Here is an 18867-nt window from a genome sequence, read left to right on the forward strand (position 1 = left end):
TCCTGCTCACGCCGCCACCAGCGTCACCGTGCCCGTGGAGCCATCCACCCGCACCCTCGCGCCGTCGGGGATGCGCGTCGTCGCGTTCGCCACGCCCACCACCGTGGGGATGCCGAACTTCCGGCCCGCGATGGCCGTGTGCGACAGCATGCTGCCGCGCTCCACCACGATGCCTCCCGACGCCAGCATCAGGAACAGCCAGCCCGGGTCCGTCTCCTTCGCGATGAGGATGTCGTCCTTGCCCAGCGTGCCCACCGCGCCCGGGTCCAGCACGATGCGCGCGGTCCCCTCCACGATGCCCGCACTGGAGCCGATTCCCTTGAACAGCGAGACGTCATCACCGGCCGCTTCCACCGCCCTGGGAATGCCGTCCGCCACGCTGCCCACCGTGGTGAAGTCCCGCGGCGGCTGGCGCTCCTGGTTGTCCTGCTGCTCCCGCTTCCTCAGCCGCGCGAGCTCGCCCAGGTTCCTCGTGACGCTCCGCCCCTCGAAGTGGTCCAGCACCTCGCGCATCGTGAGGTAATGCGCGTCCGGCGGTGCGTCGAGCACGCCCCGCTCCGCCATCCGCTGCCCCAACGCCGCGAACACCTGCTTGCTGAAGCCGAAGAGCTGGCCCCGCCAGAACCGGCTGTCCTCGCGCAGACCAATCACCATCCGCAGCCGCTCCAGGAGCAGCTCGATGGCCAGCTTCCGCAGCGGGTGCCCCTGGAGGAGCGTGGCGAGCTGCGCCTCCGCCTCCGTGCGCCTCGCCCTGTCGGACGTCCTCAACGCCTCACGCGTGACGGACGTGCGCGCGTAGGACTGGATGACTCGCACCAGGTCCCACGGCGTGTCCCGCAGGTTCGGACGCTCGACGTTCAGCTCCTGCACGCCCCGGTCCCCGAACTCGCTCAGGTGTTCGCGGAAGGCGCGAGCGAACGCGGGCGGCGCTTCTCCCGCATCGATGCTCCGCCAGAGCGCCTCCGCCTCCCCCTCATCGAAGCGCTTCGCCAGCGCGGGATCCGCGCGCACCTGCTCCGCGAGCGCCACCGCGGAGAGCAGCGCGTGGGTGCCCGCGTCCGGCTCCGCCCCGCACATCAGCCCCACCAGCAACGCGCTGGGGTCCTCGCCGGTCCACTTGAGCAACAGCCTGCGCGCCAGTCCGAAGCAGGTGTTGATGTACCAGTGGTTGATGAGCGTCAGCCCCCACCAGTTCCCCACCTCCGTCCAGACGCGCCGGAAGTGATGGATGAGGACGAGCGGGTCCTCCCGCTCCACGGGCAGGGCCCGGAGCTCCGCGAGCGTCCGCTTCCACCAGGCGGCGAACGCGTCGAAGTCCCGCTGGAACGTCGCGGTGACCGTCAGCGCGCCCAGCGCGGAGCGCCCCAGGGCGTACGCGTAGCTCGCGGTGTTGGGAAAGCTCTCGCGGTGGCCCGGCAGCCGGATGACCAGCGACGCGTCCCGCTGGAGCACGTCCTCCAGGTCCCGCATGGCGGTGAGCGCGATGAAGGGGTTGATGCCATTGACGTGCATCAGGTTCGACAGCGAGTGGTAGACCCGCCCGTCGATGAACCCCAGCATGTTCTGGAACGCGGGCGTCTGGTCGTGCAGGGCCCTCGCGCTCGCGCCCTTCATGCGGCGCAACAGGTCGTAGAAGATGACCTCGTAGAAGTAGCTGGCCAGCGAGTACGTCAGCGGCGTGGTGACGCCCGGGAAGCTCTCCGAGACGTTGCCGCAACCCCACACACGGATCTTCCGGAAGTCGAAGGCGATGGGCCTCGCCTGCAACACATGGAGCGTGCCGTCCTCCGTGAACGTGCCCTCGATGTCCTGCGGGACCCCGAAGGTGCGCTCGATCTCCCCCGCCATCCTGGCCAGCCGCGTCAGCTCCTCGTCCGTGAGACATGGCGCCTCCCGCAAGTGCGCTGGCACGGGCTGGCGGACCAGCGCACCTCCCGGCTCGGGGTGCTCACAGAGCATGTCCGCCTTGTGCGCCAGCTGCCGGTCGATTCGGCCCGTCTCCGAGTGGATGAAGTAATGGTCCACGCCCACCTTCTCCTGGACCACGCCCTCTCCAATGCCATGCCCCGCGACGACCAGCGTGCGCCGCTCGGTCGTCTTCGGGTCGCACGTGAAGGCCACGAACGAGCGGCGGCCAGGGATCATCCGCTGCACCCCCACCGCCACCATGAGCCCCCGGACGTCCCGCCCCTGCGCGAGCCGGTAGATGAGCCCCTCCGGCGTGTAACCGGATGCCCAGCAGCGGCGGATGCGCTCCAACAGCGCGTCCCTCCGCACATAGAGGAACGTGGAGCTCACGCCCGCGAACGGATCCGTCTCCGAGTCCTCGCTCTCCTCCAGCGCCCGCCCCACCACGGAGGCCCGCACGGCCACCAGCCCGTTCGCGCCGAACGTCCGGTCGAAGGCCTCCAGGATGGACGCCTCTCGCGCCGCCCCCAGGGGCACCTGGAGGAAGCGCTGTTCAATCTCCTCCGCGACGCGGCGGATGTCCTGATGCGACGTCCGGTCCACGGCCGTGGTGAGCCCGTCGATGGCGGCCTGGAGCGGACGCGCCACCTCCTGGAACATCGCGGTGGTGAGGCAGAAGAACTCGGGGACCGGGAAGCCATGCCGCGCCAGGAGCTGCTGACGCGCGAACTTCTGGCCGACCTGCTGCGGATCGCTGGCCTCTGTCATGGACACGAGGGGAGGAGACGAGGACATGGCAGGGATTTCCTTCAGGAACGAAAGTCATTGAGCGCGCTGCGCAGGGCATCCACCGGGGACCGCTCCAACAGGCCCCCCGGCCCGAGCACCGCCGCGAGCCGCGAGACATCCAGACACTGTGAATGGACCAGCAACTCCAGACGCTCCGCCGTCGCCCGGGCCCTCCGGCTGGGGACCTCCCGCAGAATGCTCGGGAGCCAACCGGGCGCACGGACCTTCACGGTGGGCCGGGGCAGCCCCAGCCCCTGGGCCACCGTGCCCAGAAGCTCCCCGCGCAGCAGCGGGCGCGAGTACGCGACGTTGAACGCCTGCTGCTCGGGGCGCGGCGCCTCCACCATCCGGCGCGCGAGCCCCCAGAGGATGCGCCCCAGGTCATCCACGTCGATGACCGAGCACCCCACCCCGTCACCCCCCAGCTGCACGCCCCGCTTCAGCAGCCTCACCATCGCGGGCAGGACGAACCGGTCCCCCCGCCCGAGCAGGAAGCGCGGGCGGAGGAGCGCCGCGTGCAGCCCCTTCCGGACCGCGTGCTCCGTGACGACCTCCTCCGCCGCCACGCGCGAACGGGCCAGCGCGGTGACGGGCCGGAGCGGATGGTCCTCCCTGACGCCCTCGTGCGGGCCCGCGCCATAGACAGACATGGAGCTGCCGAAGAGGACGCCCCGGCAGTCCCCGGTGAGCCTCGACAGGAGCCGCCGCGTCCCCTCCACGTTCGTCCATTCAAAGCCCGTGCCGTCGGTGTCCCGCTGCTTCGTGGCGAGGTGCAGGACGACATACGGGGACGCCGGGAACAGCGCGTCCGGGATGCGGTGCAGGTCTCCCCGCACGACGTGCACCCCGGCTCCCCACTCACGGCCGTCGGGCGAGCGCACCAGCGCGTGCACGGGATGCGCTCCGCGCTGTCGCAGGAACGCCTGGCCCACCATGCCCGTCGCGCCCGTGAGCACGACGCCGAAGCCGCCTACCAGACCCATGGGACCAGCCGCTTGCGGCTCGCCGCGTACTCGGCGTAGCCCGGGAAGGAGCCCAGCAGCAGCCGCTCCTCGTGCCGGATGCGCAGGAGCACCGCCGGAACGAACAGCAGCGCGAACACCGCGATGCCCGCGACCGCGGGGAACACCAGCAGGTACCCCACGTGCGCCAGCAGCATGCCCGTGTACGCCGGATGCCGGAGCCCGCGGTACACGCCCTCCGTCACGAGCAGGCTCGCGTCCGGCAGCCGCACCCGGTGCGAGTAGGCCTTCCCCAACGTGCGGATGGCCGTGAGCCGCAGCGCCACCCCCGCGATGAAGCAGGACAGCCCCACCGCGCGCGGCACGGGCCCCAGCGCCAGCGCGGGGAGCGCGACCGCGAGCAGGAGGGTCATGAGCCGCGCAATGGCATACAGCTCCAGCGTGGCGCTGTCCCGCTCCGCGGTGGGCTTGCGCGTCTCGCGCAGCGTCACCCGGCCCTCCACCAGCATCCACGTCAGGTACAGGCCCAGCATCAGCCCCGCGATGGGCCGGCTGTCCTCCGGCGTGCGCAGGACCTGCCGGATGCCGAGCGGAATCAACAACCCCACCCCCGCGACCAGCAGCAGCGTGGGCATCCACCGGTGCAGGCCCTTCATGACGCCTCCCTCGCGCTCAGCGCGCCAATGAGGCCGGAGAAGCAGCAGGTGTCCTCCTGCCAGCCCTGCACGGCGATCCACATGCGGCTGCGCTTCCCGACGCTGCGCACCGGCCCCGCCCACTCCGGCAGCCGGAAGCTCACGAAGGCGCGGATGATCACCGGCACGTCGTTGCGCACGAAGCGCCGGAACTCCAGCGACAGGCGCATCATGATGAGCGACCAGTCCAGCGGCAGCCCCGCGCCGTGGATGGCCGCGATGCTCGCCTGCCGCGCCAGCTCCGTGAGCAGCATGCCCTGCACGTGTCCGGAGGGATGGTCGAAGAGGAACTCCGGGGACTCGGTGAAGGCGTTGAACTGCTGGAGCGCCCCCACCCGGCACGCGTTGGCGAGCAGCACATTCGCCGGGTCGCGCTTGTGCACGAGCACCGGATCGATGCGCTCCAGCGGACGGGCCTGCTCCGCCTCGCTGAAGGACTGCCGGCCCGCCGAGACGGGGTTGCGCACCGGGATGCGGGCGAGCAGCTCGGAGACGTTCTTGGGAGGGTCCTTCTTCCACGGGTCGCCCACGCGCACGCCCACCGGCGTGGCGTCCGCCCACTCCGCCAGCGCGGGGAACTCCGCGGCCCGCGCGCCCAGGTACACGCCGCAGTGCTCCTGGAGCGCGGCGGCCAGGAACTCCGCCTCCTCCACGTCCTTCACCGGGATGCGGCAGGGGTGCTCGACCTCCCGAACAAGGGCCGCCGGCACGAGCAGGAACGGGACGCCCTCCGGCGACGCCACCCGCAAGCGGCGCTCGGGATGACTGGGTTCGGAATCCATGTCTGCCTTTCTCCAGCTGAGGGGACAGGCAGTCTAGGAATCGCGATCTCTCAACACGAGAACCAGGGAAGGCCCGCGCTCACGAGGCGAGCGATGAGACCCGGAGGGATTCGCGAGTCTGTCTCATGAACCATCACGACACGTCGCGAACTGCGTCTTGGATTGAGCCGGCCGGCGCGCGTGAGGGCTTCCCTGCTCCGCGGGAGGGTCCCGTGTGCAGCGGACCCGCGCCACCAGCTTCCCTCCACCACCCCCCAGGTAGAGGGGGCCCGTCGCGGGGGCACGCCGACGGACTGGCGCCCCGTGTGCGCATCCGAGGGGAGCGGCCGGTTGTGAACACCTGCCCCCGGTGGAACCACCGCGGGGCGCAACCTGCCTGACAGTCGGCCAGGGCGCGGGTTGTAGCCCGGCGGGTGCGTGATGAGGGTGCGCCCTCTGTACGGGTCGTTGGCGCAGCGGGCGTGGAGGGACAGGCATGGGGACGGTCAGCGGTCGTGCGTGGCTTTCGGCGTTGGCGTTGGTGGTGGGCGCGGGCCCGACGTTCGCGCAGGGTGACGCCGCCGGGATGGATCCGATGACGGTGCGCCGGGTGGCGGACCTCACCGGCGAGGCCGTCTTCCCGCGCTCCCCCTACCGCCTCTCTTCGCGTGCCTCCGTGGAGCTCGACGGGCGCCTGTATTTCGTCTCCAACGTCTACGCCGCGGGGACCTCGAGCTCGGCCTTCGAGCTCTGGGTCACCGACGGCACGGCCCAGGGCACCCGTTCGCTCCAGGAGTGGCTTCCGCCTTCGACGAGCCTCGACTCGACATCGCTGCGCGCCACACCCCACCGCCTGTTCTTCGCCGCGAGGACGCCAGACAGCGGCCTGGAGCTGTGGACGAGCGATGGCACGCGCGAGGGGACGCACCTGACGCGCGAGCTCAGCCCCGGCAAGCCCCATGGCATCGACTACCAGGCGCCGATCATCCCCTTCGGGGACGGCGTGCTCTTCGCCGCGTTGAGCGCGGGTGGTTCGCAGACGGAGCTGTGGCGGTCGGACGGCACCGAAGCGGGCACCGTGCCGGTCAAGGGCCTCTCCGCGGACTTCAGCGCCGTGGCGTCCAGCGGCTTCGTCCTCATGGGAGGCGCCGCCTACTTCTCCGCGTATGGCCCCGCGGGCGAGGAGCTGTGGCGCACGGATGGCACCGAGGCCGGCACCGTGATGGTGCGCGACCTCAAGCCGGGCCCGGGCAGCGCGTATCCCCGGGACCTCACCGTCGTGGGCGGCCTCCTCTACTTCACCACCCAGAACGACCAGCAGGGCCATTCGCTCTGGAAGTCCGACGGCACGGCGGAGGGCACCGCGCGCGTCGCGGACTTTCCGCGCGAGGGCGCGGGGAACCACCTCGCCAGCCTCACCGCGCTGGGCGACAGGCTGTTCTTCGCCGCGAACACCTCGGAGGGCTTCTCGCTGTGGCGCACGGATGGCACCGAGGCCGGCACCGTGCCGGTGATGACGAAGCCCTGGTCGCTCTTCGGGGGGACGAGCCACGGCCTCCTGCCCGTGGGCAACCGCCTCTACGTGGTGGGCCAGGACACCGTCGCCGGGGATACGCTGTGGGCGACGGACGGTACCCCGGAGGGCACCGCGCGCCTTCCGCGTCCCGCCCCGTTCGAGCGCGCGTTCATCAACGGCGCGACCGCGTGGGAGGGCGGGCTCGCGTTCAGCGTCACGACGAGCGCGGGCGCAAGCGAGCTGTGGCGCACGGATGGCACGGGCGCGGGCACGTCCCGGCTGACGCGGCTGCCCTCAGGCCAGCCGGCCGCGACGGCCGCGGGGCTGGTGCCCTTCCAGGGCGCGCTGCTGACGACGGCGGGAGACGCGTGGACGCCGCACGCCCTGTGGCGGCTGGAGCGGGATGGCGCGGCGCCGACCTTCGTGTGCCCGGCCACCCGGGACGTGCCCTCCAACCGTCCGGAGGGCACGGTGCTGCCCGACGCCAAGCCCGAGCTGCGGACCGGGCCGGACCGCGCGTGGATCCGCTCCTCCTTCGTGGACGGCCACCTGCTCCCGCTCCATCAGCCCGTCCCCATCACCTACCAGGCCGGGGATGATCAGGGCCGCGTCACGTACTGCACCACGGTGACGACGTCCCGGGACCTGACGCCGCCGGCGATGCCCGGCTGCCCGGCGGAGCTCCTCGTGGGCGCGCAGTCGCCCCGGGGCGTCACCTTCTACTATCCGGACCTGGGCACCGCGGACGAGACGAGCCAGGACGTGCTCGTCACCTACAGCCCGCGGAGCGGCAGCGTGCTGCCCGTGGGCACCACCCAGGTGAACGTGACGGCGAGGGACGCGTCCGGCAACGAGAGCACCTGCTCCTTCCCCGTCACCGTGCGCGACACCCTGGCGCCCGGCGGCGCCTGCAAGGTGAACGAGGTCCGCGTGGAGGCGGAGGGCCCCGAGGGCGCGCACGCCTCCTGGCCGGACCTCACGCCCACCGACAGCCTCTCCCCCCAGGTCACCGTCACCAGCACGCACGCGTCCGGGGACCTGTTCCCGCTGGGCCTCACCCGCGTCCAGGTGGTCAGCACCGACGAGGCGGGCAACAGCAGCACCTGCGAGATCCAGGTCCAGGTGCGCGACTCGCGCCCGCCCATGCTCACCTGCCCGGAGGACCAGACGCTCACCACCGCGGTGATGTCCGGCACCCGCGCGGAGTACCCGGCCGCCACCGCCGAGGACGCCGTCTCCGCGACGCAGCTCACCTACAGCCCCGCCGTGGGCACGCCGCTCGCGCCGGGCCTGCACGCGGTGCAGGTCACCGCCATGGACGAGGCCGGCAACGCGGCGCTCTGCAACTTCCACCTGACCGTGCAGTACGACCCCACGACGGACATGCGGCAGGGCCTGGGCTGCTCGGCGGGCAGCGGGCCGTCCGCGGCGGGGGGCTGGGGCGCGCTCCTCGCCCTCGCCTGGACGCTCGGCCGCCGTCGGAAGGACGGCACGCCGCGCGCGTGAGTCATGGACCGTGGCGGCGAGGGGGACTTCCGCTACAGTCCCCGCTGCCCCATGGACCTCACCCTCTTCGCCGTCGGACTCGTGAAGGTCGTCCTCGGCGGCCTCGTGGCCGCGCTCGGCATCGGCCTGGGCATGCGCGGCCTGAGCCGCCTGCTGGACAGCCACCCCGTGGAGGAGCTGCGCCAGGGCAACGTCGCCGCGGGCCTGGTGCACGCGACCAGCCTCGTGTCGCTGGGCCTGCTCGTGCAGCACGCGCTGAAGGCCACGGGCGACGCGGTGGACCTGGCGGTGCAGAACCCGCCCGTGTCCGCCATCGCGGTGCTCCAGTTGCTGGGGCTGGCGCTGGTGCACGTGGCGCTGTCGCTGGCGGTGGGCGTGGCGGTGCTCGCCCTGGGCGTGCGGCTGTTCGACAAGATGACCCCGGGCATCGAGGAGCTGGCGGAGGTGCGCAAGGGCAACGTCGCCGCCGCGCTGCTCCTGTGCGCCTTCCTGCTGGTCATCGCGCTGCTCACCGCGCCGGGCCTCCAGGCCGCGCTCAACGGGCTCATCCCCTTCCCGCAGCTCCCCGCCGGCATGCTGCGCGCGCCCGCCTGAAGCCGCCATGGCCGCTCGCTCGTGGAAGACGCTGCTGTCGCTGCTGGTGCCGGGCGCGCTCATGGCCTTCGCCAGCTGGGAGCTGGTGCTGACCCGCAAGGCGGGCCGGCTGGCCGAGGCCCCGAAGCCGGCGGTGGAGGTGCCCGCGGCCAACCCCCAGGAGGCGTCGAAGGACCTGGGCGTGGTGCTGGTGCCGGAGGACACGCCCCCCGAGCGCGCGAAGGCCTATGACTGGCGCGTGGAGGGCCTGGAGCCCGCCCGTCAGCAGCTCGCCTACGGCCTGGGCGAAGCGGTGGAGCGCGGGCTGGAGCAGGCGCACCGCGACTACAGCGTGCGGCTGCGCTACCGCGCCATGGGCCCGGAGCGCTTCACCTACGTGGCGCCGCCGGGCTGCGGCACGGACATGCGCTGCATCTACGCGGAGCTGATGCGCAGCAACGCGGAGCCGGTGCGCGTGCTGGGCGAGCGCTTCGCCACCTCCATCCGCGAGCGCGACCTGGACGCGGCGCAGGCCACGGAGCTCATCCTCGGCTTCGTGCGCCGCATCCGCTACGAGCTGCCGGGGGACGAGCCCTTCGGCATCGTCCCGCCGGGGCTGGTGCCCGCGCAGGACCGGGGCGACTGCGACTCCAAGGCGGTGCTGGCGCTGATGCTGCTGCGGCAGGTGGGCGTGGACGCGGTGATGCTCTACTCGGACGCGCTCGCGCACGCGGCCATCGGCGTGGGGCTGCCCGGCACCGGCACCCGCATCCCCTTCGGGGGGCGCGGGTACCAGTACGCGGAGCTCACGGCGGAGGGCTGGCCGCTGGGGATGATTCCGCCGCAGTACGACAAGCCGCGGCTGTGGCGGGTGCTGCCGCTGCCGGACGTGCAGGGCTGAGCGCCGCGGGCCCTTCGAGGGACCGCATCCGAGCGGCCCGCACCGCCGTGGACGACGTCAGCGGGCGGGGCGGTCCAGCACTCGGACCGTGACGGCGGGCGCCCCGGGATGGCATGACCCGGGGCCATGGCCCGTGACGTCTCGTTCTTCGACAAGCTCGCCTCGCTGCTCGCCCAGGAGCGCGAGGCCGAGAAGGCCCGCATGTCCGCGCTCGCGCAAGGGCTCACCCTGCGCGAGCGCGAGGAGCAGGGCCTGTCCGTGCTGGACCTGGAGACCGTCGAGGAGGAGGTGGGCCTGGGCGGCCGCATCCTCCTCACGCTCGCCCGCGCGGACCGGGGGAAGCTGCCCACGCGCGTGTCCAACGGCGACCTGGTGGCGGTGCTGCCCCGCCGCGCGGAGGTGAAGGAGCCGGCGAAGGCGCTCGTGTCGCGCGCCACCGCCACCCGCATCCAGCTGGCCTTCGACCGCGAGCCGCCCGCCTACCTGTCCGAGGGGCTCCTGCGCCTGGACGTCGTCCCCAACGACGTCACCTACGAGCGCGTGCGCGCCGGCCTCCAGCGCGTGAAGGCGATGGACAAGGGCCAGGAGCGCCACAAGCGCGAGGTGCTGCTGGGCAACGAGCCCCCGCGCTTCGACAACGCGAAGGACTTCACCCCCACCCGCCCGCTCAACCCGGAGCAGCAGGACGCCGCGAGGCGCGCGCTCGCCGCGGAGGACTTCTTCCTGGTCCACGGCCCGCCCGGCACCGGCAAGTCCACCGTGCTGGCCGAGGTCGCGGCCCAGGCCGTGGCGCGCGGGGAGCGCCTCCTGTGCACGGCCGCCAGCAACGCCGCCGTGGACCACCTGCTGGAGCTGTGCCTGGAGCAGGGCCTGCGCGCCCTCCGCGTGGGCCACCCCGCGCGCGTCGCCGCCCGCCTCCAGGAGCACACGCTGGACATCGTGGTGGAGGAGCACCCGGACCGCGTCGTCAGCCGCGACCTGTTCGATGAGGCCTTCGACCTCTTCGGCTACGCGCGGCGCCAGCGCAGCCAGGGCCGCAGCCGCGAGCGCTTCGCCAACGCCCGCTCCTCCACCGCCGAGGCCAGGGACCTGATGGACGAGGCGCGCAAGCTGGAGAAGAAGGCCGTGAAGGCCGTGCTCGCCCGCGCGGACGTGGTGTGCGTGACGCTGGCGAGCCTGGGCTCCGGCGTGCTCGCGGGCGAGGAGTTCGACCGCGCCCTCCTGGACGAGGCCACCCAGGCCACCGAGCCGCTGGCCCTCCTGGGCTTCCTGCGCGCGCCCAGGGTGGTGCTCGCCGGGGACCCGCAGCAGCTGCCGCCCACCGTGCTGTCCCAGGAGGCCTCGAAGGCGGGCCTGGGCGTCAGCCTCTTCGAGCGCCTGCTCCAGGACCACGGCGACGACGTGAAGCGCATGCTGCGCGAGCAGTACCGGATGAACGCCGCCATCATGGCCTTCCCGTCGAAGGAGCTGTACGGCGGCGAGCTGCGCGCCCACCCGTCCGTGGCTGGGCGCACGCTCGCGGGGGTGCTGGACCCTGGCGAGGAGGTGGACGCCCCGCCGGTGCTCTACCTGGACACCGCGGGCAAGGGCTTCGACGAAGAGGTGGAGCCCACCACGCACAGCCTCCTCAACCCGGGCGAGGCCACCTACGTCATCGCCCGCGCGCGGGAGCTCCTCCAGCGGGGCCTGGCCCCGCGCGAGCTCGCCGTCATCGCCCCCTACAGCGCCCAGGCCCGCCACCTGCGCGAGGCGCTGGAGGCCGTGCACCCGGAGGTGGAGGTGGACACCGTGGACGCGTTCCAGGGCCGGGAGAAGGACGCCATCCTCGTCAGCCTCACCCGCTCCAACGGGGAGGGGCAGCTGGGCTTCCTCAACGACCTGCGCCGCATGAACGTGGCCCTCACCCGCGCCCGCCGGCACCTGTTCGTCGTGGGCGACTCCGCCACCCTCAGCAGCCACCCCTTCTACGCGCGCTTCATCGAGGGCACCCAGGCGGACGGCGGCTACCGCTCGGCCTGGGAATGGCCGGACCCGGCTGAACAATGATTGTCATCCCAACGACTCCGGGCCGCCCCGCGGGGCTACGCAAGGAGTGCGGGTCGGCCGCGCGAAATTTGTCGCATCGCTGAACGAAATTTGTCACCCGCCCGGCCCGGGGGAGTGGGGGACGGCCGGAAATCAGGCATTTGGCCCCATCCCAGGGGTCGGCACGAAGACTGCTTTCCTTTCGGAGCACGGAGGGAATCCATGTCTCAAGCGCCTGTGGTGACCAAGGAGAATGACGTCTGGGTGATTCGGATCAACCGGCCCAACGGCAAGACCCAGGAGTACCGCTGCGCCACGGAGAGCCAGGCCCGGCAGCTGGCCCTGGTGCTCGGCCGCCCCGACACGGGCGGCCCGCCGCGCCCGGCTGCGTCGTCCAGCACGGTCGCGTAGGGTCGCCAGCACCCGGGGGGACGGGGTAAGGCGTGCAGGCACGAGGAGGCCCCCGTGCCCGCCGCCGCATTCGAATCCCTCACCGTCGACGCAGAAGGGCTGCCGCTGCGCGTGCGGCAGCGCAGCCCCCAGGGCGCGCCCGCCGTGCTGATGCTCCACGGGTGGCTCGACCACTCCCACAGCTTTGATCCGCTCTGCGAGCACCTGCCCGAAGCCTGGCGCACCGTGCTGCTCGACTTCCGAGGCATGGGCCAGAGCGGCCACGCGGGCCCCGGCGCCGCATACCACTTCAGCGACCACCTGCTGGACGTGGAGGCCGCCCTGGACGGGCTGGCCCTGCCGCCAGTGCACCTGGTGGGGCACTCGCTGGGCGGCATCGTCGCGCTCGCGTACGCCGCCGCGCGCCCGGAGCGCGTCAGGAGCCTGACCCTCATCGAGAGCCTGGGCCCCTCCGGCGGTCCCTCCGCGGGCGCAGTGCAGCGGCTGCGCGGCTTCCTGGACGACGCGCGCCGCCCGCCCCACCGCAAGCGCTACCCCACCGTGGAGGCCGCCGCGGAGCGCCTGCGTCAGGCAAACCCCACCCTCTCCCCGGACGCGGCGCTCCTCTTCGCGCGCCACGGCACCCGGCGCACGCCCGAGGGCGACTTCACCTTCACCTTCGATCCGCGCCACCGCCGCCGCTTCGGCCAGGGCTACGACGAGGCCCAGTGGCTGGCGCTGGAGGCCGCCGTCACCTGCCCCGTGCAGCTCTTGCGCGGCACCGAAGGGCTGTCCCCCGCCCCGGAGCTGCTGGAGGCGCGGCTGGCCGCCCTGCGCACCCAGGTGTCCCCGCCCCGCGCCTTCGAGGGCGGCCACCACGTGCACCTGGAGCAGCCCGCCGCCATCGCCGCCGCCATCGCCGCGTTCGTCGCCGGAGCGACCGGCGACCTGGGGCCCGAAGCGTCCGGTTCATGACCTGAAAAGTTGGGGACCCACCTTGGCAAAAGGTCGGGAAAAACCTTTCACCCTCCAGGGCACCCCGGTTCCCTCCAGCGCTCACTTGGCCGCTGGAGTGTTGGCCAAGTCCCTGTTTTCAGGGGCCCGCCGCGTCACTTTTCAGCGCGGCACGGGTCTTGATTAGGGGGAGCCCGAGGTGGATCACGTGTCCCGGGCATCCGTGTGCGTGTGGTGGGGAAGGGTGGGGAGCGGACAATGGTGATGGGGTGGAGGGGTCGGTTCGTCCTGCTGGCGTCATTGGTGGCAGGGACGATGGCGTGTCACGAGGAGGACCAGACGCGCGGGGTGCAGGCCACGGCGGTGCTGGACCAGGACGCGCTCGACTTCGGCGAGGTGCCGGTGGGCGAGTGGCGTGAGAAGGAGGTCCGGATCCGCAACATCGGCTACGTGCCCTTCTCCGCGCTGGAGGCCCTGGGGCTGGGCAACAACCCGGCCTACCAGGTGGAGCTGAAGGACGGCGGCGGCCGCGTGCCGCCGGGCGAGTCGCACGTCGTCAAGGTGCGCTTCCACCCGCTGGCCGAGGGGCCGGTGGAGGAGACGCTGCGGGTGACGACGGACGCCAACGTGGGCGCCCTGCAGCAGCTGCCCGTGCACGGCCTGGGCACGCCCACGCGCATTGGCGTGGACCCGCCGGTGCTGGACTACGAGACGCTGGAGGTGGACAGCGACCGCACGCTGGAGGTCACCGTCACCAACCCGGTGGACCTGCCGCTGACGCTGAAGGTCGCGGGCGAGCAGGCGGAGCCGTTCACCGCGGACACCATCACCGTGCCGCCCAACAGCACGCAGGTGGTGAGGACGAAGTACCTGCCCCGCGCGCTGGGGCAGATGGGCGCGCGGCTGGAGGTGGTGTCCTGCGAGACGTGCACCCCGTCCGTGGTGGACCTGAAGGGCAACTCCGTGGCGAGCGCCTTCGTGTTCGACCCGGCGCCCGTGCCCTTCGACGAGATCCCGGTGCACGAGCGCACCGAGTCCTTCACCCGCGCCCGCAACATCACCTGGCGCCCGGTGACCATCTCCGCGCTGGCCACCAGCGACCGGGCCTTCTCCGCGCTGTCCAAGCCGGAGGGCACCACGGTGCGGCCCAACGAGGTGGTGGAGATGCGCATGGAGTTCGCCGCGCGTTACTCCGGCCCCAACGTGGGCAACCTCACCGTGGCGTACGCGTCCGACAAGGCGCGGGAGTCGCGCGTGATGCTGGACGCGCGCGGCGGCCGGCCCACGCTGGCCGTGGCCCCGGTGGCGCTGGACTTCGGCGAGCTGCCGGTGGGCGGCAAGGTGGAGCAGGTCATCCGCATCACCAACGCGGGCAGCAACGGCCCGCTCACCTTCACCGGCGTGCGCGCGGACGGCGACGCCCCCCAGTTCGACGTGGGCACCCCCACGCGCGGCGCGCAGGACTACGCCTGGAAGGGCGGCGCCTGGCCCACGCTGGAGGCCAACGGCCTGCAAATCGACCCGGGCGACGACGCGCTGGAGCTGAAGGTCTACTTCGAGCCCAAGAACGAGGGCACCTTCACCGCGACGCTCTACGTGCAGTCCAACGACCTCTTCACGCCCGAGCGCGCCATCACCCTGACGGGCCGCGCCCGCGCGTCCGGCCCCTGCGAGTACGAGCTCTTGCCGCAGCCCAAGCTGGAGTTCGCCAACGTGGTGCCGGGCCGCGGCGCGGTGCTGGGCTTCTACTTCCGCAACCCGGGCCGGGCCGAGTGCGCCATCAAGAACGTGCACCTGTCCGATGACGGCGGCGGCGTGTTCACCATGCCTGGCGGCCCCATCACGGGCGGCGTGGTGCTCTACGACACGGCCTTCAGCGCGATGATCGCCTTCCGCGCGCCCCTCACCGGCGGCGAGTTCAACGGCGAGCTGATGCTCACCGTCAACAACCCGGCCCACCCCACGGTGACGCTGCCCATCCACGCGGTGTCCAACGCGTCGTGCCTCGTCGCCACGCCGTCCTTCGTGGACTTCGGGCCCATCCGCTACGACTGCCCGGCCAAGCCCCGCAAGACGTTCCTGTCCAACCGCTGCAGCGAGCCGCTCACCGTGGCGGACGCCGTCATCGGCAACGGCACGTCCCAGCAGTTCTCGCTGCGCACGCCGGTGACGGCGCCCATCACGCTCCAGCCCGGCGAGGGCTTCGAGATGGAGGTGGACTACTCCCGCGAGGTGCTGGGCCAGCACTACAGCCCGCTGTACTTCCAGGCGGACACGGAGCCCCACCCCTTCCTCGTCCCGCTGCTGGCGGAGACCAACCACGAGGGCATCCAGGTGGACCGCTTCACGCAGGGCACCGACAGCCAGCTGGACGTGCTCTTCGTCGTCTCCAACACCACCACCATGGAGCCGTACCAGCAGCGCCTGCGCAACGCGATCCCCGGGTGGCTGGCGCGCGCCAGGGAGCTGAACGTGGACGTGCGCGTGGGCGTCACCAGCACGGGCCTGGTGCAGCGCGAGGGGCTGTGCGGCGGCGGCGCCAACGGCGGTGAGGCCGGCCGCCTCTTCCCGGTGGACGGCAGCCGCGCCCGCGTGGTGTCCGGCAACAGCGCCAACGCGGCGGCCACCATCCAGGCCAACCTCGACGTGGGCCTGTGCCACAACCTGGTGCAGGGCCTGGAGACGATGCGCCAGGGCCTGTCCGCCCCGCTGTCCGAGCAGGCCGACGACGTCCGCACCCCGCAGCCCAACGACGGCAACCTGGGCTTCACCCGCGCCGCGGCCCGCATGGCGGTGGTGGTGCTGTCGGACGAGGACGACCACTCCGGCTTCGAGCCGGACAGCTACATCCAGTTCCTCCAGACGCTGAAGGGCACGGGCATGTCCCAGCGCAGCAGCCTGCACGCGCTCATCCCCAACGGCACCTGCACCACCGCGAGCAGCAGCGCGGACCGCTTCGCCGCGGTGGCCCGGGGGACCGGCGGCTCCGTGGGCTCCATCTGCGAGGGGGACTACCGCGGGTTCCTGGACCCCATCATCCAGCAGGCCGGGGGGGCACAGGCGGACTTCCCCCTCACCGCGACGCCGGACGGCACCGCGGAGATGAGCGTCCGGGTGAACGGCCGCACGCTGGAGGCGGACCAGTGGACCTACGACGCCGGCCGCAACGCGGTCATCTTCGCGGCGGGCTCCGTGCCCACCCCGGGCCAGGCCGTGGAGATCCGCTACCGCAGCGTCTGCGCCGCCACGCCCTAGGGTGACGGGCTCGTGACGCAGCGCGGCCGGGCCGGTCCCTGGGAGGGGGCCGGCCCGGTTCGCGTTTTTGGGGGTGCTCGGGCTTTTGAGATCCGCGCCGAGGCGGCTATCGTCACGGCCGGAGTGGAAACGTTCGGCCGCTATGAATTGCTGCGCAAACTGGCCACCGGTGGCATGGGGGCCGTCTATCTGGCGCGGCAGAAGGGGCCGGTGGGGTTCCAGAAGCTGCTGGTGGTGAAGCGGCTGCTGCCCCACCTGTCCGAGGACGACGAGTTCCTCCAGATGTTCCTGGACGAGGCGCGCATCGCGGCGCTGCTCAACCACCCCAACATCGCGCAGATCTACGAGATGGGGGACGTGGACGGGCAGTACTACATCGCGATGGAGTACGTGCACGGCGAGCCGCTGGGCTCGCTGGTGCCGCGCGCCTCGGCGCACCCGGGCGGCTTCCCGCTGGGCCTGCGCTGCCGGATCATCGCGGAGGCGGCGGCGGGGCTGGACGCGGCGCACAACGCGCGCAGCCCGTCCGGCCGGAAGCTGTCGCTCATCCACCGGGACGTGTCGCCGCAGAACGTGCTGGTGGGCTTCAACGGCGGCGTGAAGCTCATCGACTTCGGCGTGGCGAAGGCGCAGGGGAAGCTGTCCCAGACGGTGGTGGGCACCATCAAGGGCAAGCACGCGTACATGTCCCCGGAGCAGGCGCGGGGCGAGCCGCTGGATGCGCGCTCGGACGTGTTCGGGCTGGGGACGGTGTTCTACGAGCTGCTGACGAGCGGGCGCCTGTTCAAGCGCGAGACGGAGATGGCCACGCTGAAGGCCGTCGTGGGGCACAAGATCGTCCCGCCATCGGAGGCCGTGCCCGGCATCCCCAAGTCGCTGGACCCCATCGTCTTCAAGGCGCTGGCGCGCAAGCGCGACGACCGCTTCTCCACCGCGGGCGAGCTGCAGCTGGCGCTGGAGGAGTTCCTCCAGCAGGAGAAGCTGCACGGCACCAGCGCGCACCTGGCCGCGTTCATGCGGGACGTGTACGCGGACGAGCTGGAGGAGGAGCGCTTCGCGGCCGAGCCGACGATGATCTACTTCGACCCGCGCCTGATGGCCCGGCCGGGTGGGAGCGCCTCCGCGAAGCCCCCGGCCCCCGGGGCGACGGCGTCGTCGGGCAAGGCGCAGGCTCCGCAGGCGCCAACGAGGCCGCCGCCGCGCGCGCAGGAGCCGTCGGTGAGCCAGTCGTCCACGAAGGCCGCCGCGTCGCCGGACGGCTCCGGCGTGGGGCACGCGCCGGAGCGGACCTCGCGCTCGAAGGAGACCTCGGGCCTCAGCCGCCCGGAGGCCCGCCCCGTGAGGAGGCGGGAGGACACGGGCGTGAGCCTCGCGGACACGCGCCCCCTGCACGACGAGGACCCGGGCCCCCCCACCGCGAAGCACGAGGCCGCCCGGTCCTCCACCGCGCAGTTCGGCGCCGTGCGCGCGGAGGCCTCGAAGCCCTCCCGCGCGCCCGAGGGCACCCCGGGGAGCCGCTCCGCCGCGAAGGCCGTGAAGGCCCCCGGGGACGCGACCGGCAGCCGCTCCGCCGCGAAGGCCGTGCGCGCGACGGAAGACTCCGTCAGCGCCCGGGCGCCCTCGAAGACGGGCCGCACCGAGGGCTCCGTGTCCTCCGCCCGGCGCCCGCGCGGAAGCGGGCCCGACTCCGACAAGTAGGCGCCAGCCTCCGCCGTGACAGGTCGCCCCGGGAGCGCGGGCGCCCGTCCCCCGCCCCTGCCGCGCACGGGCCCCACAGCGCCCGGAGGGCCCGCGCGCCTACAGGCTCGCGAGGGCCACGCGGTACAGCGCGCGGTAGCCCATGCGCGGGGCGACCTCGAACCGGTCCGCGTTGAAGATGTCGCGCATCAGCGCCTGCCCATCCGGCGTGGACGGCAGCCCCAACAGCGCCGCCTCCAGCGCGGACACCAGCGGCGCGGGCAGCCCCATGGCCACCGGCACGCCGTCGTTGGGCGCCTCGTCCGTGTACGCCAGCAGCTCGAACTTCGCGCCCATCCCGGGCCCCAGCACGTCCTCCACGCCCGTGGTGAAGGTGAGCCCCGTGGAGGCCGGCGGACAGAACACGCTCGTCACCTCCGCCCGGCCCTCCAGCACCGCCTCCAGCGCGCCCTGGTACGAGCCCGTGAACTGCTGCGACACGAACGCGCGCGACGGCTCCAGCCCCTGCGTCTTCAGGAACGCGCTGGGCAACAGGTAGCCCGCCACCGAGTCACGGTCCACCCACGCCGCCTTCGCGCCCTTCAGCCTCTCCAGCGTCAGCCCGGAGCCCGCCCGCCCCACCAGCGCGGAGCGGTAGCTGGACATGCCCCGGCGCACCCCGCGCGCCAGCACCCGCACGCCCATGGCCTCCATGCGCGCGCAGACGAAGGGCGGCGCCCAGGCCGCGTCCGCGCGCCCTGACAGCAGGTCCTTGGCCAGGGTCTCGTAGCTGGTGGCGACGCTCACCTCCACCAGCTTGCCCAGCGCGCGCTGCAGGAACGACGCGAGCCGCTCCGCGCGCTCGCGCGCCGTCTCGCTGCCCAGGGACGGCGGCAGGCCGAAACGGAAGGAGTGCCGCGGACCTGAGGGGACTTGCAGGGTCATACGCCTCCCT

Annotated in this window: 13 protein-coding genes; 8 read left to right on the top strand and 5 right to left on the bottom strand. The window is 72.6% G+C overall.

Annotation, left to right across the window (positions count from 1 at the left end; all coding sequences use genetic code 11):
- Positions 1 to 6 precede the first annotated feature (6 nt).
- The 4 genes from U8525_RS06930 to U8525_RS06945 are packed head-to-tail and all read right to left on the bottom strand — an operon-like array spanning position 7 to position 5136.
- Positions 7 to 2703 carry a PEP/pyruvate-binding domain-containing protein gene (locus U8525_RS06930; protein WP_374262749.1) on the bottom strand — a complete coding sequence of 899 codons (2697 nt, stop codon included), beginning with the start codon at positions 2701 to 2703 and terminating at the stop codon, positions 7 to 9.
- A gap of 14 nt (positions 2704 to 2717) precedes the next feature.
- A complete protein-coding gene (locus U8525_RS06935; RefSeq protein ID WP_374262752.1) occupies positions 2718 to 3680 on the bottom strand; it encodes an NAD-dependent epimerase/dehydratase family protein in 963 nt (320 codons plus the stop codon).
- Positions 3668 to 4315: an isoprenylcysteine carboxylmethyltransferase family protein gene (locus U8525_RS06940; RefSeq protein WP_374262755.1), complete on the bottom strand. Its 648-nt coding sequence runs from the start codon at positions 4313 to 4315 to the stop codon at positions 3668 to 3670. Before U8525_RS06940 ends, U8525_RS06935 begins: the two co-directional genes overlap by 13 nt.
- Complete coding sequence (locus U8525_RS06945; RefSeq protein ID WP_374262759.1) at positions 4312 to 5136, bottom strand: AfsA-related hotdog domain-containing protein; 825 nt, start codon at positions 5134 to 5136, stop codon at positions 4312 to 4314. Before U8525_RS06945 ends, U8525_RS06940 begins: the two co-directional genes overlap by 4 nt.
- Positions 5137 to 5611: 475 nt before the next feature.
- On the opposite strand from U8525_RS06945, the gene U8525_RS06950 reads away from it, so the two are divergent.
- From U8525_RS06950 to U8525_RS06985, 8 genes are all read left to right on the top strand, one after another.
- A complete protein-coding gene (locus U8525_RS06950) occupies positions 5612 to 8137 on the top strand; it encodes an HYR domain-containing protein (protein ID WP_374262764.1) in 2526 nt (841 codons plus the stop codon).
- 3 nt (positions 8138 to 8140) lie between these two features.
- Positions 8141 to 8731: a DUF350 domain-containing protein gene (locus U8525_RS06955; RefSeq protein ID WP_374262767.1), complete on the top strand. Its 591-nt coding sequence runs from the start codon at positions 8141 to 8143 to the stop codon at positions 8729 to 8731.
- A gap of 7 nt (positions 8732 to 8738) precedes the next feature.
- Complete coding sequence (locus tag U8525_RS06960; RefSeq protein WP_374262769.1) at positions 8739 to 9611, top strand: hypothetical protein; 873 nt, start codon at positions 8739 to 8741, stop codon at positions 9609 to 9611.
- 126 nt (positions 9612 to 9737) lie between these two features.
- The gene (locus U8525_RS06965; protein ID WP_374262771.1) at positions 9738 to 11657 is read left to right on the top strand and encodes an AAA domain-containing protein; all 1920 of its coding nucleotides are present in this window, start codon (positions 9738 to 9740) and stop codon (positions 11655 to 11657) included.
- Between the two features lie 201 nt (positions 11658 to 11858).
- Entirely contained in the window at positions 11859 to 12047 is a 189-nt protein-coding gene (locus U8525_RS06970; protein WP_374262774.1) for a hypothetical protein, read from the top strand.
- Between the two features lie 54 nt (positions 12048 to 12101).
- Positions 12102 to 13001: an alpha/beta fold hydrolase gene (locus U8525_RS06975; RefSeq protein WP_374262777.1), complete on the top strand. Its 900-nt coding sequence runs from the start codon at positions 12102 to 12104 to the stop codon at positions 12999 to 13001.
- 237 nt (positions 13002 to 13238) lie between these two features.
- Positions 13239 to 16235: a choice-of-anchor D domain-containing protein gene (locus U8525_RS06980; protein WP_374262780.1), complete on the top strand. Its 2997-nt coding sequence runs from the start codon at positions 13239 to 13241 to the stop codon at positions 16233 to 16235.
- Positions 16236 to 16358: 123 nt separating this feature from the next.
- Positions 16359 to 17933, top strand: coding sequence for a serine/threonine protein kinase (locus U8525_RS06985; protein ID WP_374262783.1), 1575 nt, complete (start codon positions 16359 to 16361; stop codon positions 17931 to 17933).
- 99 nt (positions 17934 to 18032) lie between these two features.
- On the opposite strand, the gene U8525_RS06990 is transcribed toward U8525_RS06985, so the two are convergent.
- Positions 18033 to 18857, bottom strand: a complete 825-nt coding sequence (locus U8525_RS06990; protein ID WP_374262785.1) for a phosphate/phosphite/phosphonate ABC transporter substrate-binding protein — start codon at positions 18855 to 18857, stop codon at positions 18033 to 18035.
- Positions 18858 to 18867 lie beyond the last annotated feature (10 nt).

The organism is Corallococcus sp. RDP092CA, from assembly GCF_041903675.1.
Lineage (GTDB): Bacteria > Myxococcota > Myxococcia > Myxococcales > Myxococcaceae > Corallococcus.